Origin of the sequence: Demequina salsinemoris (assembly GCF_000974805.1) — a bacterium.
In the GTDB taxonomy this organism is placed as follows: Bacteria; Actinomycetota; Actinomycetes; order Actinomycetales; family Demequinaceae; genus Demequina; species Demequina salsinemoris.
Map to the genome: position 1 here is coordinate 47,451 of NZ_BBQZ01000007.1, position 21,743 is coordinate 69,193.

General features: G+C 70.6%; 15 protein-coding genes. All 15 read left to right on the forward strand.

Going from position 1 to position 21,743, the window contains the following annotated elements:
• Nucleotides 1-86: 86 nt before the first annotated feature.
• The 15 genes from AOP78_RS12660 to AOP78_RS12730 all read left to right on the forward strand — a co-directional run bounded on the left by AOP78_RS12660 (nt 87) and on the right by AOP78_RS12730 (nt 21,684).
• The gene (locus AOP78_RS12660) at nt 87-872 is read left to right on the forward strand and encodes an ABC transporter ATP-binding protein (RefSeq protein ID WP_062205366.1); all 786 of its coding nucleotides are present in this window, start codon (nt 87-89) and stop codon (nt 870-872) included.
• Nucleotides 869-2,821: an FtsX-like permease family protein gene (locus tag AOP78_RS12665; RefSeq protein ID WP_062205369.1), complete on the forward strand. Its 1,953-nt coding sequence runs from the start codon at nt 869-871 to the stop codon at nt 2,819-2,821. Before AOP78_RS12660 ends, AOP78_RS12665 begins: the two co-directional genes overlap by 4 nt.
• 8 nt (nt 2,822-2,829) lie before the next feature.
• Nucleotides 2,830-4,848: an FtsX-like permease family protein gene (locus tag AOP78_RS12670; RefSeq protein ID WP_062205371.1), complete on the forward strand. Its 2,019-nt coding sequence runs from the start codon at nt 2,830-2,832 to the stop codon at nt 4,846-4,848.
• A complete protein-coding gene (locus AOP78_RS12675) occupies nt 4,845-6,983 on the forward strand; it encodes an ABC transporter permease (RefSeq protein ID WP_062205374.1) in 2,139 nt (712 codons plus the stop codon). Before AOP78_RS12670 ends, AOP78_RS12675 begins: the two co-directional genes overlap by 4 nt.
• Complete coding sequence (locus AOP78_RS12680; RefSeq protein ID WP_062205377.1) at nt 6,980-9,133, forward strand: FtsX-like permease family protein; 2,154 nt, start codon at nt 6,980-6,982, stop codon at nt 9,131-9,133. Before AOP78_RS12675 ends, AOP78_RS12680 begins: the two co-directional genes overlap by 4 nt.
• Nucleotides 9,130-11,280, forward strand: a complete 2,151-nt coding sequence (locus tag AOP78_RS12685; RefSeq protein WP_062205379.1) for an FtsX-like permease family protein — start codon at nt 9,130-9,132, stop codon at nt 11,278-11,280. Before AOP78_RS12680 ends, AOP78_RS12685 begins: the two co-directional genes overlap by 4 nt.
• Before the next feature lie 95 nt (nt 11,281-11,375).
• Complete coding sequence (locus AOP78_RS12690; RefSeq protein WP_083980134.1) at nt 11,376-11,795, forward strand: rhodanese-like domain-containing protein; 420 nt, start codon at nt 11,376-11,378, stop codon at nt 11,793-11,795.
• A 1-nt stretch (nt 11,796) separates the two neighbouring features.
• Nucleotides 11,797-12,783, forward strand: coding sequence for an acetylxylan esterase (locus tag AOP78_RS12695; protein WP_062205382.1), 987 nt, complete (start codon nt 11,797-11,799; stop codon nt 12,781-12,783).
• A 284-nt stretch (nt 12,784-13,067) separates the two neighbouring features.
• Nucleotides 13,068-14,099: a LacI family DNA-binding transcriptional regulator gene (locus AOP78_RS12700; protein ID WP_160297640.1), complete on the forward strand. Its 1,032-nt coding sequence runs from the start codon at nt 13,068-13,070 to the stop codon at nt 14,097-14,099.
• 109 nt (nt 14,100-14,208) lie between these two features.
• Nucleotides 14,209-15,543, forward strand: coding sequence for an ABC transporter substrate-binding protein (locus tag AOP78_RS12705; RefSeq protein ID WP_062205387.1), 1,335 nt, complete (start codon nt 14,209-14,211; stop codon nt 15,541-15,543).
• Nucleotides 15,544-15,607: 64 nt separating this feature from the next.
• Nucleotides 15,608-16,585 (forward strand): carbohydrate ABC transporter permease, encoded by a 978-nt coding sequence (locus AOP78_RS12710; protein ID WP_062205391.1) that lies wholly within the window; start codon nt 15,608-15,610, stop codon nt 16,583-16,585.
• 4 nt (nt 16,586-16,589) lie between these two features.
• Nucleotides 16,590-17,486, forward strand: a complete 897-nt coding sequence (locus AOP78_RS12715) for a carbohydrate ABC transporter permease (RefSeq protein ID WP_083980136.1) — start codon at nt 16,590-16,592, stop codon at nt 17,484-17,486.
• Nucleotides 17,483-19,753 carry an alpha-xylosidase gene (gene yicI, locus AOP78_RS12720; protein WP_062205394.1) on the forward strand — a complete coding sequence of 757 codons (2,271 nt, stop codon included), beginning with the start codon at nt 17,483-17,485 and terminating at the stop codon, nt 19,751-19,753. The genes AOP78_RS12715 and yicI overlap by 4 nt, the downstream gene beginning before the upstream one ends.
• Nucleotides 19,754-20,020: 267 nt before the next feature.
• Nucleotides 20,021-20,689, forward strand: coding sequence for a response regulator transcription factor (locus AOP78_RS12725; protein ID WP_062205397.1), 669 nt, complete (start codon nt 20,021-20,023; stop codon nt 20,687-20,689).
• On the forward strand, nt 20,686-21,684 hold the full coding sequence (locus AOP78_RS12730) for a sensor histidine kinase (protein ID WP_062205400.1): 999 nt from the start codon (nt 20,686-20,688) through the stop codon (nt 21,682-21,684). Before AOP78_RS12725 ends, AOP78_RS12730 begins: the two co-directional genes overlap by 4 nt.
• Nucleotides 21,685-21,743: the final 59 nt, after the last annotated feature.

Below are 21,743 nucleotides of genomic sequence, written 5' to 3' on the forward strand. Positions count from 1 at the left end.
CGCAGGTCCGTCATACCCGGGTATGACCCCAAGTCCATCCCCCAGACCGACGCGGGCACCGAGTGCCACTCAGTAGTTTCATCCTCATGAAGGGGAATTCGGGGGAATCCTCGGCGACCACAGCGTCGCCGGTCGAGGCGCCGCTCGCGCTGAGGTCCAGGGGGCTGACCAAGGCATACGGGGCCGGCGCCTCGACCGTCATCGCCGTCGATCACGTCGATCTCGACATCCCGGCAGGGGTGCTCACCGCCGTCATGGGGCCATCGGGCTCCGGCAAGACGACGCTCGTGCACCTGCTCGCCGGACTGGACAGGCCCGACTCGGGCCAGGTCTGGGTCGGGGACGACGAGATCACGGCCATGCGGGACAAGCAGCTCGCGAAGGTGCGGGGCCGGATCGTCGGCTTCGTGTTCCAGGGCTTCAACCTGATGCAGACCATGAGCGCACGCGACAACATCGTGCTGCCGCTCAGACTCAACGGCCTGCCGCAGGATCCGGAGTGGCTGGACGCGCTCATCGACATGCTCGGCATCGGCCGGGAGCTCGAGCGCAAGCCTTACGAGATGTCGGGTGGTCAGCAGCAGCGGGTCGCCATCGCCCGTGCGCTGATCACCCGGCCCCGCATCGTCCTGGCCGACGAGCCGACCGGCAACCTGGACACGCACGCGAGCGCCGAGGTGCTCGCCCACCTTCGCGTCTCGTGCCGCGAGCTTGGCCAGTCGGTCGTCATGGTCACGCACGATCCGACCGCCGCGTCCTACGCGGGTCGGGTGCTGCTCTTCGCTGACGGCAAGGTCGCCGGCCATGTCACCGATCCCACGCCCGAGGCGGTCCTCGCTGGACTCGACGCGCTCGCGGGGGTCGAGCGATGAGGCACCTCAGCTGGATCGCGGTCGGCGTCGTGGCCACGCTGTGGGGTTGGGCGATCGGGCCCGTTTGGGACGAGTCGGCCGGCATCTACAACGCGATCCTGCCGGGCTCCGTCTCGGTGGTGTTCCTCACGATCTACGCGCCGCTGCTGATCGCGCTCGGCGCGGCCGTCACCGGCACGCTCGACGCCGCGCACCTCGCTACCCGCCGCGCGGAGCTGACCGCGCTCCACGCGCTCGGGCAGACACGCTCGTCGATCGTCGCGGGCATGGTGCGCCGGTCCGCGGCGAGGGCCGCGATCGTCGCCGGTGCCTCGCTTGTCCTCGGCGGCGCCGCCGCACAGGTGCGGCTCGCGGCGCTCGGCTGGACCTCACGCGTGAACCTCGACTGGGGGGCCGTCGGCGAACTCGTCGCGGCGTGGTTCATGCTCGTCGTCGCCGCGACGCTCGGCACCTGGTGGGCCACGGTCTGGGCGACACGTGCGGAGTCGGCATCGCCGACCGGGCCAACGCCAGGGACGATGCCCCGGGACGTAGCTGACTCCAAGCGACGCCCACGGTGGCCATGGATCGCGCTCACCTTCGCGGTCGTGACCATCGGGACGATGCTGGTTCCCGGCATCACGGACTCGACCAGCGGCCTCGTGATCGCCCTGGGCATCGCCGCGTCCCTCTCGCTCTACCTGCTGATCCCCGTGGTGCTCGTGTACTGGGGCTCGGGGCTCGGCAACCGGATCATCCGGCGGCTCGGCCGGGCGCTGGGAGGTGACGGCGCGACCGGGAGCGCCCGCTCGCTCGCGGCCGACGCGCTCGTGCGACCGGCGCCCCTCAGGGTCGCCGCGATCGGCGCGGTCGGCCTCGTGGTCGGAGTCACGGCCGGCGCCGGCGTCATGCTCAACGGACAGTCGGCACGCAACGCGCTCGCCTACGACATGATGCCGGACGCGGAAGTCTCGACGGTCGACTTCCTGGACGACCCCTCCCAGCCGGGCTGGACCGGCACGGGCTGGGCGCCTGCGCTGGACGAGGACATGATCACCTCGCTCGAGTCGGACAACCGCTTGGTCGTCGTGCGGACCTCGGTGCTGCGCACCGAGGAGACGCCCGCGCCTGCCGACTGGGGGCTCGGCGAGAACGACATGCAGGCCGGCGAGACCCTGATCGCGATCGAACCCGATGCCCTCGATGAGGTAGCACCCCCGGGGCTTCGGGTGACGTACCTGGACTACGGGGTGGGGATCGGTGGGGTGACGCTCGTCGCGCTCGACGGCACCGTGACCGAGCTCGACTCACCCTCCGCCACCGCGCCTTTCCTCGCCGTCGACCGCGCGTGGGCGGAAGACCAGTTCGGCGCGGCCGCAGACTCGATGCTGCTGATCTACGCCGCGGATCCGAGCATGTCGGGCGACGACTTCGAGGCAGCATTGCTGTCGCACGACCTCGGAGACGCTGTCGTCTCGACGCCGTACTCCGACTTCGGAAGCGCCTACTCGGCGGATGGCGTCCCGATCGGGCTGCGCGACCTCACGCAGTACGGCGGCCCGTTCCTGCTCGTCGCCGTCGGCATCGTGATCGCCCTGTCGGCCGCGACCCAGCGACTGCGGGCCAGGGAGCACGCGACGCTCGTCGCGCTTGGGGTCCAGTCGGGCACGCTGCGCACCGCGGCGGCGATCGAGGCGGGCACCGTCACCGCCGTCGGCGCGGCGCTCGGGCTCGTCGCGGGCACCGTGCTCGGCACGTTCCTCTCGGCGCTCAACGGCGCGGGAGGGCTCGGCATCCGCCTCTGGAACGCCGGCTTCGACCTCGCACAGGCGCCGTGGGGTGCGTTGCTCGCCCTCGTGGTGGCCTCGGTCGCACTCGCCGCAGGACTGGCCGCGCTGATCCGTGTGCGTGGAGAGTCGCGCACCCCTGCAGAGCAGCTGCGCGAGGCGGACAAGGCGGGCGTGCGATGAGCCGGGCCATGGCCTGGGCCCCGGCGGGGCTCATGGGAGTCGCCGGACTGCTCGCGGGGCTCACGTTCGGAACGTCGACCCCCGACACCCTCGTCTCGATGGCCGTCTCCACGATGGCGATCACCGTGTGGGGCGGCGCGCTCGTCGTCCTGCCACTCGGCCTCCTGGCATGGACGCTCCGGCGCCTCGCGCTACGCACGTCGGCACCCGAGTACAGGACGATGCTGGACCTGGGTGGCGATCGCCGCACGATCGTGCGGGGCGAGTCCTTTCGGGGAGCCCGCGATGGCGCGCTCACGACGGGCATCGGCGTCGTGGTCGGCCTCACACTCACGATGACGCTGCCGTACTACGACCAGGGCACCGACGGCCTCCGCGCCCCGAGCCTTGCCGCCCTCGCCGGACTGGTGATCGCGTACGGGGCGCTGATCGTCACGACCGGAGCCGTGTACGGCGCGGCCGCATTCAGCGCCTCCCGCCCGGGGCCTCGACCCGGCATCGCGGCCGATGCGGTGGCATTCGATTCTTCCTCTGTCGGCAACGGCCGACGGCGCCGCATGCTGCTCCTCCAGCTCTCAGCCTTCGCCGCGAGCGCGGGCGCCCTCCTCGTCTACCGGATCGCGGGCCACTCCTTCGTGAGCCTCAGCGAGACCGCGGCGACGTGGCTCTCGCGGGGGATCGGTTTCGTGACCGCGGTCGCGGCCCTCTCCGGGATCGCACTCGCGGCGCGCCTCCTGAGCCGCACGACCATCCGCGTCGCCGCATGGCTGGGAGAGGGCCTGGCCGAGCTGGTCTCGTGGAGCGCACAGGGGCTCGGGCTCGCCGCCCGCATCGCGGCGGACAGCCTCAAGCACCGCACCGACGCACGCGCGCTCGCGACGGGCGCGATGGCCGGCGTGATGGCGCTCGCCACCGTGATCTCGGTCTCCCAGTCGATCGACGACGCGGAGAGCCAGGTGAACGAGGCGTTCCAGATCGACTACACGATCTCGTCGACCGATTGGTACTGGCCCACGGAGACGGATGGGCCCACGGTGGTGCAGGACGCGCTCGACGCCGACTTGGTCAGCTCGCTGCTCGATGACCCGAGGGTGATCGCGATCCCCTACGGCGTTGTCTCAGGGGTCGCGACCAGGTGGGAGGACTCGTACTGGTTCAGCGAGGACGGAGATCGCTCGTGGGTCTTCACCGAGTCGTTCATGGTGGTTGATCCGACCGACCTCGAGGTGCGGTCCGATGGGGGCCTCACGGCGGTCGGATTTCAGGACGGCGTCTTCACGCAAGCGCTCCCAGGAGCGCTCGCGTCAAGCGACCCCTCGACCGAGACTGAGACGGCGGACCTGTTCGAGCTTCCCGACACAACCGTAGGACCGTTCGTGACCCGCGCCTGGGCCGAGGAGCAGTACGGGGACGTCCCGGTGGTCGGCGTGATCTTGTGGCTTGCCGACGAGGACCAGGCGGCTGACGATGCCGCCGACGGCCACCCCATTCTTCGGTCGATCGTGAGCGAGTACGGCGGCGATGACCTGTTCACGTTCGGGACCGACCTGTCCGACGACATCGTCTCAAGCGAGCGGACGGACCACACCGCCCTCGTATGGATCCTCCTGGTCGTCGGCGTCGGGATGACGGTCGCGCTCGCGTCGGCCTCCGTGCGCGACCGGCGCCGCGAGCTCGCCACCCTGTCCGCACTCGGCGCCTCGCCTCGCGCGATCCGACTCGCGCCGGCCGTCGAGGTGGCGGTCACGATCGTGTCCGCGACCGTCGTCGGCATCGGCTTCGGAACCCTCGTCGCGCTCGTGCGCAGCCACCCGACGCTGCTCGGCATCGGCGCACCGTTCGACCCGACGACAGCGCTGTGGATCATGGGCTGGGACCTCGCGCACGCGTCGTTCGCGCTGCCGCTGGCCGTCGCCGCGGCGGGGCTGGTCCTCTCGGTGCTCGCAGCGCTAGTGCTCGGCACGGGCGTGGCCAAGAGCACCCCCGTCGAGGAGCTCCGCACCGCCGACAAGGAGGGCGTCCGATGATCCGCCAACTCATGCGCGAGCAGCTCCGCTCGCAGCGCTCCTACCTGATCTGGACGACGGCGCTGCTTGCGATCGCGATCGGGCTCACGTCGTACTCCGCACTCGTGTCCACGCAGCTCGATGCCGTGAGCGACCACGTCAACGCGTCATACGGGATGGACGGCGAGTGGCGCACCCTGGTGAACGTCTCGAACGATGAGGACCCGTACGGCGACGGTTCCTTGACGATGGCGCGGGGCGACCTCGAGGCGCTCATGGCTGAGGCCGATGCCGAGGGCGCCGGGATGACCGTGCGCGCCGACACGACCCTGCTCATCGTTCCGACAGGTGCGTCTGCCGACGCCCACCGGGACCGCACCTGGTACACCGCGAGCACCCTCACGGGAGCGGTGGACTGGTCCGGGCTGCTCGCCGACGGCGCCGCGCCCGGGGCAGGCGAGGTGGCGATCGACGCCACATGGGCCGCCGAGAACGACGTCGCCATCGGCGACACGGTCTCGGCCGGCCGATTCGGCTTCGACGCGGACGGAGGGGAAGCTGGCTTCACGGTCGCCGCGGATCTCACCGTGTCGGGGCTCCTGCGCACGTCGGTCACGGGCACCTACTCCGTCTGGATGCCGCCCGCTCTGATCGGCTGGGACACGGCGCTGAACCTCGACCTCGAGTCCTTCGCGGCCCAGGGCTACGAGACGGAGTTCTGGACCGTGCTCGCGGACCTGTCCGCGCACCAGGAGACGCCCACTCTGACCGCGCTCAATGCCGACCGGCAGTGGACGTCCTACTCCACAGGGGAGAACGCGAGCGCCCAGTACCTGCTGCTCGCCTCGGGGGTCATGGTCCTCGGCCTGATCGGCATGGCGTTCGCCGTCGGCCGCGCCCGCGCGCAGTCGCGCACCGGATGGGTCGCGACCGCGCGCGTGCTCGGAGCGCGACGCTCGGCCATCGTCGGCGCGACCCTGCTCGAGACGCTTGCCGTCGGCCTCGCGGCCGGCCTGATCGGCGTCGGCGGCGCGTACGGACTCCTCGCGATCCAGTGGTCGGCGCTCACGAGTGCGAACCCCGACGCCTTGATCCCGCCCTCCGTCGCCGTGCCGCTGTGGCTCGCGGCCGGGCTGATCGGCGTCGCGCTGCTCATCGCCGTCATCATGGGCGCGATCCCCGCATTCTGGGCCGCGCGAGTCGAGCCCGCGACGGCACTGAAGCCGAGCACCCCGATCGAGCAGGCCACCGTGTCGCGCACGGTTCCGTTCTGGCCCGTCGTCGCACTGTGGGCGCTCTCGGCAGGGCTCCTCTACGTCCTGATCCACGCCCCGTCAGACACCTCATGGGGCGCGACCGCGATCGAGGTGGCCAGCACGAGCGCGGTCGGACCGCTCGCCACGGCCGCTGCCGCGATCACCAGCGTCGCCGTGCTCATCGAGACCACCAGGCGCATCGTCCGTGCCGTGGCACGACGCCTGGAGCGCAGCCCGCGCCCATGGGCGATGACCGCAGGCGCCGCGCTGAGCGGGCGCCCCGGCCTCGCGTCCGCCCCCGCCGCAGTGCTAGCGCTCGCGACGACGGCGATCGTCGCGTGGGTGAGCTCGATGGTGCTGTGGGAGTGGAGCGCGCAGTGGGAGTACGCGCCCATCACGGTGGTGCGGGCGCAATTCGCGGGCCCGTTCTCCTTCCCGACGGGCGCCTACGCGGACTACTCGGAGATGCTCACGATCACCGCGCTCGTCGGCGGGCTGCTCGTGCTCGTCGCGCTCGCCGCGTTCCTGGTCGGGCGCCAGGCCACCCGCGACGAGGCGGCAGCGCACACCGCGCTCGGCCTCGACGCCCGCGCCGCGCGACTCGCGGCCGCACTCCAGTTCGGCCTGCCGCTCACGCTCGGTGTGGGACTTGGCACCGTCGCCGGCACGCTCGGCGCGGCGCTGACGTACTCGATCCCGATCAGCACCTACGACGAGGTGGCGGACGCCACGACCACCGCAGATGCGGGGACAGGGTGGGCGTTCGCCAACCTCACGCACGTCACGATCCCGGTGCTCGTGATGCTCGCCGCCCTCGTGATCGCGATCGCGGTGGGTGCCGCCGTCGCCGCGCTCACCGCGCGGACCTCGACCCGCGTGCTGGAAGGGGCCCGCCCATGATCCGCCAGCTCCTGCGCGAGAACCTGCGCGCGCATCGTCCCTATCTGATCTGGACCACCGCGCTCCTCACCGTCGCGGTCGCGATGGCGTCGTTCGCGACGTTCTCCGCGACTCAGGCCTCCGCCATCGAGGACCACGTCGCCGAGGCGTACGGGATCGACGGTCCGTGGCATGGCGGGGCGTACTTCGTCAAGGACGTGGACAACTACGTGACGTACGACCCCATGACCCCTGCCGAGGTGGCCGACATCGTCGCGCAGGCGAACGACGAGGGCGCCGAGGCCACTGCGATGGCCACACTGGACGTGGCCATCGAGGCGATCTCCACCGAGGCCCGCGACGCGGCGACCGACGCCAGCGACCTCCCCGCGAACCTCTGGGATGGCGCCACCCTCACAGGCGCCGCGGACTGGGACGCGATCCTCGTCGAGGGCGACGCCCCCGAGCCCGGCCAGGTCGCGGTGAGCGCCGCGTGGGCGGACGACCAGGGCATCCGGATCGGCGACACCGTCTGGGCCCACGCGTCCACCTGGGAGATGGGTACCGACGAGAGCACAGAGGTGGACCTCGACTCCCTCACCGTGAGCGGTCTCATACGCGATTCCCTCCCGGACACGTACTGGGTGTCGACACACGAGTTCCTGCTGAACTGGGACACGGCGGCGGAATACAGCGCGTCCGTCGCCGCTGCCGAGCCCGACAGCGAGCCCCTCCTCTACTCGGCGGAGGTCTCCGCTGCCACGGAGACGCCCGCGCTCGCGGCGCTCGACGGGGGCGTGGGCGGGACCACCTATGGCTCGATCACCTCGTCCCTCGCCCAGATCATGGCGATCGCCGCCGCCGTTCTCGCCGCCGGCCTCATCGGCATGGCCTTCGCCGTAGGCCGCTCGCAGGCGCAGGCCCGCACGTCGTGGGTCGCGACAGCGCGCGTGCTCGGCGCGCGCCGGTCCGCGATCGTCGGGGCGACGATGCTCGAGGTGCTTGGCGTCGGCCTCGTCGCCGGCGTCGTCGGCACAGCCGCGGGCGCGGCGATCGTCGCCGCCGACTGGCTCGTGCGCATCACCGCTCACCCCGACGCCTTCGTCCCCTCGGGCGTGGCGCTGCCGTCGTGGGCGTGGCTCGCGATGCTCGGCCTCGCGCTCGTGGTCGCGGGCATCGTCGGCGGGATCCCCGCGTTCTGGGCCGCACGCACCGCGCCGGCCGCGGCCCTCAAGCCCGTCACGCCGGCCACCCAGGCCGAGGTGTCGCGCACGGTGCCCGTGTGGCCGCTGTACGCGCTGTGGGCGCTCCTGTCCGGCGCGTTCCTTACGGTCTACCGGATCGCCGACGCCACGGGCTCGAGCCCCACCTGGGTCTGGGTCGCCGCACCGCTTCTCGGCCTCGCCGCCGGCGTGACGAGCATCGCCGTCTGCGTGGACCTCACGCGCCGCGCTGTCGCGTGGGTCGGGACTCGATTGGCCGCTGCCACCACTCCGTGGCGGATCACCGCGGGCCACGCGATCACGGGTCGTCCCCGCCAGGCGTCCGGCCCCGCATCGGTCCTCGCGCTGGCGACGACGACCGCGATCGGCATCACGACCTGGACCGCGCTCGCCAACTGGGCCGAGACCTCGAGCTGGACCGAGGACGGCTCGACAGCCCATCTGGGCCCCTTCGCTCAGGTGCTGTTCATGCCCGGGAGCTTCGGGTTCGGGCGGACGCTGCTCATGGTCACCGCGCTGTGCGCCGCAACGCTCGTCGCGGTCGCTCTCGGCGCGTTCCTGTCGCTGCGGCAGGCCACGGCCGCCGAGGACGATGCGGCGACAGCGCTCGGCCTGGACGCGGGGGACGCGCGCGCCGCCGGAGCGGCGCAGTTCGCGTTCCCCCTCGTCACCGGGGTGGCGGTCGGGACGATGCTCGGAATCGCGGGAGCGGTCTCCGTCTTCTCGTACTGGTTGTGGGCACCTGTCGCGACCTACTCGGACGGCTCCTCGGAGTGGGACACCTCGACCCAGATCGGCCCCTGGTGGGCGCTCACGCACCTGAGCCACGCGTTCATCCCGATCGCGCTCGTCGCTGGCATCGTGCTCGCGTGCGCAGGGGTCGGAGCCGCGATCGTCGCGCTCACCACGCGCGTCGCCGCCCGACCGCTCGAAAGGACGTCCGCATGATCGGCCAGCTCCTGCGCGAGAACCTGCGCGCGCATCGTCCCTACCTGATCTGGACCACCGTGCTGCTCGCTCTGGCCACCACGATGGCCTCGTTCGCCGCGTTCACCGCGGCGCAGCAGCAGATCGGGGCGAGCGCCTACGTCAACGAGGTCTACGGTCTCGACGGCTCATGGAGCGGGAAGGCGAGCGCCGTCGAAGGCTGGGCCGAGGACGGGCTGGCCGCCATCCAGCTCGACGACGTGAACCAGGCGCTCGAGGCGGCCGACGACGAGGGCGCTGGCGTCGTCGCGCAGGCCGGCATGGCCGTGTACCTGTCCTCGGCGACCGAGCTGCTGGCCCTCGACGACATCGAGCCGGCTGCGGACCCGCTCTACAGCGTCGCATCGACGACCGGCGACGTTCAGTGGGACCAGCTGCTCCTTGACGGCACGGAACCAGGCGCCTCGGAGGTCGTGGTGTCGGCGGACTGGGCGGCGCGGAACGACGTCGAGATCGGCGACACCGTGCACGTCACCATGGAGCAGTGGGACGGGTACTCGGCCGAGCCTGAGTGGGTGCCGCTCGGCGATCTCCGCGTCAGCGGACTGCTGCGCACCAACCTCCCCGACACGTACAACATGTGGACCTACGAGGCGTTCGTCGGCTGGGACGCCCTGCCCGACCTTGAGACCGCCGCGCGCGACGAGGGCATGACCTCGATCGCGAGCGTCGAAGTATCCGCGGAGACCCTCACCCCAGCCTTGTCGTACTTCATCCCGACGCAGTCGCACGCGGACTACTGGGTGCGCAACGGCAGCACCGCCTCGGTCTACCTCGCCGTCGCCGCCGCCGTGCTGGCCCTCGGACTGGTCGGCATGGCGTTCGCCGCAGGACGCGCGCAGGCGCAGGCACGGACGCATTGGATCGCGACCGCGCGGGTGCTCGGAGCAAGGCGCTCTCACCTCGTCGGCGCGACCGGGCTCGAGGCGCTTGCCGTCGGCATGGCGGCGGCGCTCGTGGGGCTGCCTGCCGGCTATGGCGCGACCGCCCTCGGCTGGCAGCAACTCGTGAAGGCCTACCCAGATGCCCTCATCCCGCCAAGCCTCGCCATCCCGCCGTGGGTGGGCCTGGCACTGCTCGCGCTGCCATTGACCATCGCGGCGATCGTGGGTGCGGTGCCTGCCTTCTGGGCCGCCAAGGTGACACCGGCGGCAGCGCTCAAGCCCGTTGCCCCGATGTCCACGGCACAGGTGTCGCGACCGGTGCCGCTGTGGCCGCTGCTCGCACTGTGGGCCCCGCTGGCCCTCCTCACGTCGACCTCCATCTCGGCGGTCCTCAACGAGTCCGGCTGGGCCGGCTTCCTCGCGTCGACGATGCTGGGCTGGATCACGATCGGCGCGCTGTGGGCGGCCACCGCGGTCGCCAGCATCATGCTCGTCATCGAGATCGCCCGGCGAGCGGTCGCAGCCACGACGGCGCTGCTCGGCCGGGGCAGGCGTCCGTGGCAGATCGCAGCGGCCGACGCGCTCGCGGGCCGTCCCCGCCAGGGCTCCGGACCTGCGGCGGTCATCGCGGTCGCTGCCGCGGCGTCGATCGGGCTTCTCACGTGGCTCGGGCTCGCCGCCTGGGCGCAAGCCGAGGCGGGGACGCTCTCCGACGACAGCCCCGTGCGACTCTTCGCCTCCGCCTACAACTGGGGTTGGGGCGACGGCACTCAGCCCACCGAGCAGTGGGCGATGATCCTCGCTTTCGGGACGCTGGTGCTCGTCGCGCTCGCGACGTTCCTGGCAGGGCGCGCGGCGACACGTGCCGAGGCGGACGCGCAGGCCGCGCTCGGACTCGATGGAGGCTCGGCGCGAGCGAGCGCCGCGGTCGAGTTCGCGCTCCCGCTGGTCGTGGGCCTCGCGGTAGGCACCCTCGCAGGCGTCGCGGGCGCGGTCGGCGTGTTCCACCGGTACGTCGGCCTCTACACGTGGGTCGACGAGAGCACGCAGGTGCTCGATGCCCATGAGGTCGGGCCCTGGTGGGCGCTCACGCACCTCACCCACGCGGCCGTGCCAGTCGTCGAGATCGTGCTGGTCGCGCTGCTGTGGATCGCGGCAGGCGCCGCAGTCGCCGCCGTCACGACCAAGGTGACCGCCCGACCGCTCGCACGGCGCGGCGCCTGACCCCGCCCCGCGTCGTCTCCGCACCACCACGCCCGTCCCGCACCGTCCCCTGCTCGCCACTAGGCTGGCGACGGAACGAGACAAGGGAGTTCACCGTGGCCGACTACGCAGGGGACATCACGCCGCAGCAGGCTTGGGAGATGATCGAGGACGGCGCGGTCCTGGTGGACGTGCGCACCGCCGCGGAGTGGCAGTGGGTGGGCGTCCCGGACACGGCCGCAGCGGGCTCCGCACCGATCCAGATCGAGTGGGTCACGTGGCCCGGCGGCGGACAGAACGCGCAGTTCCTGAACCAGCTCTCCGAGGCGGGCCTGTCCGCGGACGGCGACCGGCCCATCGTCTTCCTGTGCCGCTCGGGGCAGCGCTCCATCGCGGCGGCAACCAAGGCCACCGAGGCGGGCATCGGCCCGTCGTACAACATCGTCGGCGGCTTCGAGGGCGGCCCTGACGACGCCGGTCACCGCGGCTCGACCGCCGGGTGGAAGGCCTCGGGCCTGCCCTGGCGCCAGAGCTGAGGTGGGGGCCTACGACCTCCCGCTCGAGGAGCTCGAGCGGTACCGGCCCCGCATCGACGAGCCCGACGACTTCGACGACTTCTGGCGCGTCACGCTCGCCGAGTCTCGTGCGCTCGCGCACGCGCCGACCGCTGAGACGATCGACGCGGGACTGAGCCGCATCGACGTCGCCGACGTCACGTTCAGCGGCTTCGGCGGCGACCCGATCCGCGCCTGGCTGTCGCGCCCGACGGGCACGGACGGCCCGCTTCCGACGATCGTCCAGTTCCAGGGCTACGGCGGCGGCCGCGGGCTGCCCGTCGAGCACACGCTGTGGCCCTCGGCGGGCTACGCACACCTCATGGTCGACACCCGCGGGCAGGGCGCGGCCGGCTGGGGAAGCGTGGGCGACACCCCCGACCCGCACGGCGCCGGCCCCTCCGGAGCGGGCTTCATGACCCGCGGCATCCTCGATCCGCGCGCGTACTTCTACACGCGCGCGATGACCGACGCCGCGCTCGCGGTCGATGCCGCCGCCGCGCTCCCCGGGGTCGACCCGTCGCGGATGATCGTGGCCGGAGGGTCGCAGGGCGGGGCGCTCGCGATCGCGGCGGCGAGCCTGAGCGACCGCCCGGTCGGGCTGCTCGCCGACGTGCCGTTCCTCAGCCACATCCGCCGCGCCGTGGACCTCGCGGACACCGACCCGTACGCCGAGGTGCGCCGCTACCTCGCCGCCCAGCGCGACCACGTTGACCGCGCGTTCCGGACGCTGAGCTACATCGACACCGCCAACCACGCTCGCCGCGGCCGCGTGCCCGCGCTGTGGTCGGTCGCGCTCATGGACACGATCTGCCCACCCTCGACCGTCTTCGCGGGCTTCCACCGCTACGGCGAGCTCGGCGGCGAGCCCGCCAAGCGCATCGAGGTCTACCACTACAACGACCACGAGGGCGGCGGGGCGCTCCACCTCACGCGGCAGCTGGAGTTCGTGCGGGAGCTGCTCGGCTGAGAGTTGGGGCGCGCGGGCTCCTTCACGTCTCCACTCGACCCGCATGCTTCCTGGTGGGACATGAGTGCAGGAACCACGCAAGATCCTGCACTCATGTCCCACCAGCGCGCGATGGCGGGGCGGGGGCAGCCGTGCGGCACGGAGGCCGAGACGCTCCACCACCCCCGAAGATCACGAAAAGGTCACGGCCGACATTGAGGGTTGCATTGTTGCCGCAGGAAACCTAATGTCGAACTATCGAAGCGCATCGACGCGCTTCGATCGGCGAGACGATGGGGTCCGAGATGGCGACTGTGGATGACGTGGCGAAGGCCGCGGGCGTATCCATCAGCACCGTCTCGTACGCGCTGAGCGGCAAGCGCGCCATCTCCCAGGAGACGCGCGAACGCGTGCTCAAGGCCGCGGCCGAGCTCAACTACCAGCCCCACGCGAGCGCCCGGATGCTCGCCGCGAACCGCTCCCACATCCTCGCGGTGACCGCACCCCTGCACGCCGACACCGATTCCACGGTCCACATGCAGTTCGCGATGGAGGTCACCAAGGAGGCGCACAGCCTCGACTACGACACCCTGCTGCTGGTCCACGACGACACGATGCAGAGCATGCGGCGGGCCGCAGCGACCGCGCTCGCGGACGGCGTCATCGTCCTCGACGTCGACGCGGAGGATCCGCGCGCCGACCTCGCCCGCAGCCTCGACTACCCGGTGGTCTTCATCGGCATCCCCCACGATGCTCGCGGCCTCATCTGCGTGGACATGGACTTCGAGGAGGCTGCCCGCATGTCGGTGGACCGCCTGGCTGACGCCGGCCACACCTCGATCGGCATGATCTCCCACCCGCGCCTCACCGTGCAGCGCGGCTCCAACTTCCCGCTCCGCTTCCGCGACGCCTTCATCGCCAGGTGCACGGAGCGGGGACTCGAGCACTCCGTCGCATACCCCCTCGAGCACTCCGCCCGAGAGTCCGTCGACGAGCTGCTCACCGCGCTGCCCAACATGACCGCGCTGGTGCTCAACACCAGCTCGGACGTGGCGGCCGACGCCTCGTCGGCGCTCGCAGCGCACGACCTGACCATCCCTCACGACGTCTCCGTCATCGCAGCCGGAGCCGCCTACCCGACGCACCGGTTCCCGGTGCCTCTCGACAGGATCCCGCTCGACGCCGAGGCGTCCTGCACCGCCGCGGTCGACCTGCTGGTCGCCGCCATCGACAGGGGGGAGCGCGAAGCGCGCACCGTCCTGATCCCGCCCGAATACCAGGATTTCGGCTCCGTCCGCGCCGTCGCGGTCGGGATCGAGAAGGCGACCCAGCACTAGTCCGGAAGCACCACGCCCCCGCGCTGGCTCGCCAGCATCGTCGAAGCGCTTCGATGACGATGCGGAACCATCAGGCCTGCGAGGCCGACTACAAGGAAGTAGGAGAGAAATGAAGCACCGCACTGGAGCAGCGGCCGCCGTGCTCGCCATCGGCGCGCTGGCCCTCACCGCTTGTTCGTCCGGAGGGGACGACGCCGACGCCTCGGCATCTGGCTCGAGCTCGGACGGCGCCGCCGCCGACTACACCGGCGAGACCCTCACCGTCATGCACTACGAGGGCGAGGACTCGGCGATGGGCATCGCCTGGAACAAGGCCATCGAGATCTTCGAGGAGGAGACCGGCGCCACCGTCGACCTGCAGACCACCGCATTCGAGGACCTCAACGCCTCGGCCGAGCAGCTGTTCGACTCGTCCGACGCGCCAGACGTGTCCGAGTACAACAAGGGGAACGCCACCGCCGGCCAGCTCGCCGCGATCGGCGTGATCCAGAACCTCGACGACGCGTACGCGGAGTACGGCTGGGCCGACCTGCTGGGCGAGGGCGTCGACACCATCGCGATGTACGACGAGGACGGCATCATGGGCTCCGGCTCGTACTACGGCGTCCCGAACTACGGCGAGTTCGTCTTCATGTACTACAACCAGGACATGTTCGACGAGTACGGCATCGAGATCCCGACCACGATGGACGACCTCGAGGCCGCGATGCAGACCTTCGTCGACAACGGCGTCACGCCGCTGACCACGTCGGCACAGGAGTACCCGATGGGCCAGCTCTGGTACCAGCTCGCGCTGAGCCAGGCCGACCGTCAGTGGGTGAACGACTACCAGCTCTACGAGAACCCGGTTGACTGGACCGGCACCCAGGTCACGTACGCCGACGACACGCTCGTGGACTGGCTCGACAAGGGCTACATCTCCTCCGACGTCTCCGGCATGACGGCCGAGGACGCGGGCCTGCAGTTCATCAACGGCGAGGCGCCGATCTTCTACTCCGGCTCGTGGTGGTACGGACGCATGCTGTCCGACATCACGGACTTCGACTTCACGATCGCCAACTTCCCCGACACCACCCTCACGCCGGGCTCCGGCGGCAACATGTGGGTGATCCCGGTCGAGTCGAAGCAGCCTGAGCTCGCGAAGATCTTCATCGACATCACGATGAGCCCCGAGGTCCAGGCCCTGCTGGGCGAGTCCGGCGGATTGCCGGTCGCGGCCGACACGGCCGACATCCAGGACGAGGACGCGCAGAAGCTCATCGAGGTCTTCAACGAGGTCAACGACCGTGACGGCCTCTCGTTCTACCCCGACTGGCCGACGCCGGACTTCTACGGCGACCTCAACTCGGTCATGCAGGGACTCGTGAACGGTGACTACGACGCCACGGCCGCCGGGTCGCAGCTCGAGTCCTACTACGAGGACTACGTCTCCACCGTCCGATAACCACACCCCTTGACGGCGGGGCCCGGGTCCACGGGTCCGGGCCCCGCCAGAGACGGACCCCTCCATGTCTTCCTCCCTCCCCCTCGTGCGCGAGAAGCGCCCCAAGAAGCGCACCGCGGAATCCGCGCGGATCCCGGAGCGCAGCGGCAGCAAGCTCGGCTACTGGCTGTACTTCATCCCCGGCACGATCGCGGTCGGCGTCATCATCTTCTACCCGCTGGTCCGGAACCTGCGGCTGAGCTTCTTCCACTGGCGCGGAGGCCGCGCCGAGGAGAGCTTCGCTGGCCTCGAGAACTGGACCGCCCTGTTCTCCGACCACGAGTTCCTGCAGTCGTTCCAGAACATCTTCCTGGTGATCATCGCCATGGTGATCGTGCCGACGCTGCTCGGCCTGGTCATCTCGGCGCTGCTGTTCGACGTCGTCGGCCGCCGCTTCAGCGGCAAGCTGTCGAGCTTCCTGCGCGCCACGTACTACCTGCCGCAGATCCTCCCGATCGCGGTCGCCGGCGTCATGTTCAGCTGGATCCTCAAGCCCAACACGGACGGCGTGCTCAATCAGTTCCTGTCCACGATCACGGGTTCGACGGTAGAGATCAACTGGCTGGGCGGGTCGTACGGCACCGCCATGGGCTCGGTCATGGTCCTCATGATCTGGATCCAGATCGGCTACCCCGTCGTGATCTTCATGGCGGCCCTGGGTCGCGTCGAGCCGCAGCTGTACGAGGCCGCGGAGCTCGACGGCGCCAACTGGTTCCAGCGCTTCCGCGCGATCACGCTGCCGATGATCCGCCCCGAGGTGTTCGTGGTCTCGCTGACCACCACGATCGCGGCCCTCAAGGTCTTCGCCCCGGTGTTCATCCTCACGGGCGGCGGCCCCACCAAGTCCACCTATGTGCCCTCGTTCTACGCGTACAACGAGTTCATCAACGGCACCGACAAGGGCTACGCGGCCACGATCGCGTCGGCCATCACCATCGTCGTCTTCGTGGTCGCGGTGATCTTCATCCGCGTGCAGAACGCCGTCGAGAAGAAGGAGGCGTGACGCCATGACCACCCTGACCGCATCGTCCGGCAAGGCCACGAGGACGGAAGCGCCGGAGCAGGCCAACAACAAGTCGCGGCCCCGCACCCCGGCCGAGTGGATCCTCATGGTCCTCGCGGCGCTCGGCGCCGCGATCATCGTCTTCCCGATGCTCCTGCTGCTGCTCAACGCGTTCAAGTCCCCCGCGGACTACGCGAACTCGAGCCCGCTGGACTGGCCGGAGGCGCTCGACTTCACGGGCATCAAGACCTTCTGGGAGACGCAGAACTTCCCACGCGCGCTGTGGAACTCGGTCTTCATCTCCACGATGGTCGCGATCCTCGCCGTGGTCCTGTCGGTGCTGAACTCGTTCGCGATCGGCATCGGCCGCGTGAAGGGCCGGACGTGGATCGTCCTCGTGTTCCTCATGGCGAACCTCATCCCCCAGGAGATGCTTTTCGACCCGCTGTTCAAGCTCTACGACGACTGGGGCCTGCTGTCGAACCCGTGGTCCGTCATCATCACCTTCACGGTGATCCAGGCGGCCTTCGGCACCTACCTGCTGTCGAGCCTCCTGGGCACGTTCCCCAAGGAGATCCTCGAGGCCGCCGCGGTCGACGGCGCCAGCCGGGGCAAGATCCTCCGCTCGGTGATCGTGCCGATCATCCGGCCGACGCTGTCGGTCCTCATGGTGTTCTTCTTCATCTGGACGTGGAACGAGTTCCTGCTGCCGCTGGCCTTCCTCAACACGTCCGACTCGCTCACGGTGCCGCTGCTGCTCGAGCAGCTCAACGGCGAGCGTCAGACCGACACCACCACCCTGATCGCGGGCACGCTCATCAGCATCATCCCGACGATCATCTTCTTCCTCATCTTCCAGCGCACCCTCACGCGCGGCATCACGGCAGGAGCAGTCAAGTGAAGTTCACCGACGGGTTCTGGATGCGCCGCCCCGGCGTCACCGCCCACTACGGCCAGGAGGCCTACGACGTCTGGGTCGACGGCTCGACCCTCGAGGCCTACGCCCCGACCAAGCGCATCGTCGGGCGCGGGGACGTGCTCAACCTCCCGATGCTCACCGTGACCCTGTCGTCGCCCCTCGAGGGCATCGTCAGGGTCCGCATCGACCACCACCAGGGTGCGCATCGCTCCCCCGGCTTCGCGCTCCCTGGCGCGGTCGAGGGCACGGGCACGGCTCACACGGACGATGCGGGAGGCACGCTGGTCTCGGGCCCGCTGACCGCTCGGGTCACCAAGGGCGCGCCGTGGCAGCTCGACTTCGAGGTGGACGGGGTCCGGGTCACAGGCTCGGGCCACAAGTCGATCGGCTACATCGAGCTGGGCAAGGAGTCGACGGTCACCGCAGAGCCCGCGGGCGTCACCGGGTACACCGAGGACGGCATGGCGCCGGCGCGGACGTACGTGCACGAGCAGCTCGACCTCGACGTCGCGGAGACGATCTACGGCCTGGGCGAGCGCTTCGGCGCGTTCGTGAAGAACGGCCAGTCCGTCGACATGTGGAACGCCGACGGCGGGACCAGCTCCGAGCAGGCGTACAAGAACATCCCGTTCTACCTGTCGTCCAAGGGCTATGGCGTCTTCGTCAACCACCCCGAGCACGTGAGCTTCGAGGTCGGCACCGAGACGGTCGAGCGCGTCCAGTTCTCCACGGCGGGCGAGTCGCTCGAGTACTTCGTGATCGCGGGCCCCACGCCCGCGGACGTGATCCGCCGCTACACCGCGCTGACGGGCCGCCCGCCACGCGTGCCCGCGTGGTCGTTCGGCCTGTGGCTCACCACGTCGTTCACGACCGAGTACGACGAGGCGACCGTCACGAGCTTCGTCGACGGCATGGCCGAGCGGGACATCCCGCTGTCCGTGTTCCACTACGACTGCTTCTGGATGCGCGAGTTCAACTGGACCGACGGCGTGTGGGACGACCGCACGTTCCCCGACCCCGAGCTCATGCTCAAGCGGATGCACGAGGACAAGGGCCTGCACGTCTCGGCCTGGATCAACCCGTACATCGCGCAGCGCGGCACGATGTTCAAGGAGGGCGTCGAGGGCGGCTACCTCGTGAAGCGCCCCGACGGCACCATCTGGCAGTGGGATCAGTGGCAGGCCGGCATGGGCCTCGTCGACTTCACGAACCCCGAGGCGAAGGCCTGGTTCCAGGCGTTCATCCGGCGGCTCGTGGAGCAGGGCGTCGACGCGATCAAGACCGACTTCGGCGAGCGCATCCCCACGGACGTGGTGTGGCACGACGGCACGGATCCGATGACGATGCACAACCTCTACACGCAGCTGTACAACGAGGCAGTGTTCGAGGTCCTGAAGGACGTCAAGGGCGAGGGCGAGGCGGTGCTGTTCGCGCGGTCCGCGACCGCGGGCGGCCAGACGATGCCCGTGCACTGGGGCGGCGACAACTCGTCGTCCTACGTGTCCATGGCGGAGTCGCTGCGCGGCGGCCTGTCGCTGCTCTCCTCGGGCTTCGGCTACTGGAGCCACGACATCGGCGGCTTCGAGGGCACCCCCGACGCGAGCGTCTTCAAGCGCTGGCTGGCGTTCGGCCTCATGTCCTCGCACTCGCGCCTGCACGGCTCGAGCAGCTACCGGGTCCCGTGGGCCTTCGACGACGAGGCCGTCGACGTTGCGCGCACGTTCACGAAGCTCAAGCTGTCGCTCATGCCGTACCTGTTCCGGACGTCGGCGCAGACGGCAGAGAGCGGACTGCCGATGATGCGGCCGATGTTCATGGCGTTCCCGGGCGATCCCGCGACGCAGCACCTGGACCGCCAGTACATGCTGGGCGACGACCTGCTCGTCGCCCCGGTGTTCACGGCGAACGGCGACGTGACGTTCTACCTGCCGCCCGGCATCTGGACGTCGCTGCTCACCGGCGGCAGGGTGGAGGGCGGCCGCTGGGTCACCGAGCACCACGGCTTCGAGTCGATGCCGCTGTACGTCCGCGAGGGCGCGGTGCTGCCGCGCGGCACCCGCACGGACCGCCCCGACTACGACTTCCTGACCGAGGTCGAGCTCGAGGTGTACCCGGGCGCCGACGGCGACCGGCGCATCGTCCTCGAAGGATCCGATGGCGCGACCGACACGGTCACCGTGTCCGTGAAGGACGGCGAGGCGACGGCATCGTCCACGTCCGGGCGCGCCTACACGGTGACGATGATCTGACGCTCTCCCCCACTCCCTGAAGGGGCCCTCGCCGCGAGGCGGGGGCTCCTTCACGTCTCCACTCGACCCGCATGCTTCCTGGTGGGACATGAGTGCAGGAACCACGCAAGATCCTGCACTCATGTCCCACCAGCGCGCACGGGCCAGGGACGATGCGGGCGCGGCCGGGTCGCGCGGGTCCAGGAACGATGGCGTTCGGCCGCGGTTCGGGCATGATGAAAGCAGCGAGGACGTCGCACCGCCCCCGCGGAGACGAGGAGCACGCCCATGACCGAGACGCGACCGCGGCTGCTCCTCGCCGAGGACGACCCGCAGCTCGGCCCCATCACCGCGCAGGTGCTGGGTGAGAGCTACGACGTACGGCTCGAGGTCGACGGCGCCGACGCCTTCGAGGCCGCGCGCCATGGGGGCTTCGACGTGCTGGTGATCGACCGGCGCCTGCCCTCGCTCGACGGCGTCGCGCTCATCGAGAGGCTGCGCGCGGCCTCGGTGACCACCCCCGCCCTGATCCTCACCGCGCTCGGCACCGTCCAGGACAAGGTCACGGGCCTGGACGCGGGCGCGAACGACTACCTGGTCAAGCCGTTCGAGTTCGACGAGCTGTTCGCCCGCCTGCGCGCGATCCGGCGGACGACAACGCCCGAGGAGGAGCCGACCCTGAGCATCGGGGCGTGGACCTTCGCCCCCGGGTCCCGCACCATGAAGGCGTCCGGCTCGGGGCGGAAGGTGCTCACCGAGCGCGAGACGGAGCTGCTCCACCTGCTCGCCGCGCATCCCGAGCGCACCTTCACCCGCGAGGAGATCCTCGACGCCGTCTTCGACTCGACGGACACCCCCGGCACGGTCGACACCTACGTCCACTACCTGCGCAAGAAGACCGCGAGCGACGTCGTGACGACCGTGCGAGGCCGCGGCTACCGCGTGGGCGCGCCGTGACTCCTTCCTCGCCGCAGGCCGAGGGGGACGCGCGCCTGGTGCGCGAGGCCTCGCGCCGCGTCGGGTTCTGGATCGCCGCCTCGCTGTCGGTGCTGGTCCTCGTCGTGCTCGTCACCGAGGTCGTGATCGTGCTGGACCAGGTCCCGCTCGGTCAGCTCGTCGACCCGAGCCGCGACGAGCCCGTCATCACGGTCGAGGGGCGGGACGTCATCTGGGGCGGCGCGCTCGTCGGAGTCCTCGCCGTCGTCGTGTCCGGCGTCCTTGCGCTGGCGGCGACCAAGCGCGCGGTCGCTCCGCTCGTCGACGCCCTCGGCAGGCAGCGCCGCTTCGTCGCCGACGCCTCCCACGAGCTCCGCACGCCGCTCGCGATCCTCGACGCGCGCCTGCAGCTGCTCGAACGCTCGATGGACGGGGACGATGCGAACCTCACCCTCGTGCGCCAGCTGCGGGAGGACTCGCGCGGGGTGATCGGCGTCGTCAACGACCTCCTCGACTCGATGGAGCCGGCCACGCAGGACGAGCCGACGCCCACGCCCGTCGCCCCGGTCGTGGACGATGCGGTGGCGGCCCTGGGCATGCTCGCCCAGGAGCGGGGCGTCACCGTGACGAGCGTGCCCGCGGAGGACGCCCCGTCCGCCCTGGTCGCGCGGGCGGGCCTGCAGCGCTCGCTCGTCGCACTCCTCGACAACGCGATCAAGCACTCGCCCGAGGGCGGCACCGTGACCGTCGCGTGCAGCTCGGAGCGGGCCATGGTCGCGATCGCCGTCGCTGACCAGGGACCCGGGATCCGCGGGATCGACCCGGCGAGGGTGTTCGACCGCTTCGCCCGCTCCTCCGACGCGACGGACGGCGGCGGGTCGGCGCGCACCGGCTTCGGCATCGGGCTGAGCCTGGTGCAGGAGACGGTCGGACGCTTCGGAGGCGCGGTCGAGGTCACCGACACGTCGGCGTCGGGGACCACGATCACGATGCGGCTGCCCCGCTCCAAGGCCTGAGGCCGCATCGTCCTCGCCACCCGCAGGCAACTGACGACCTCCCCGCCGCTGAGTACGCT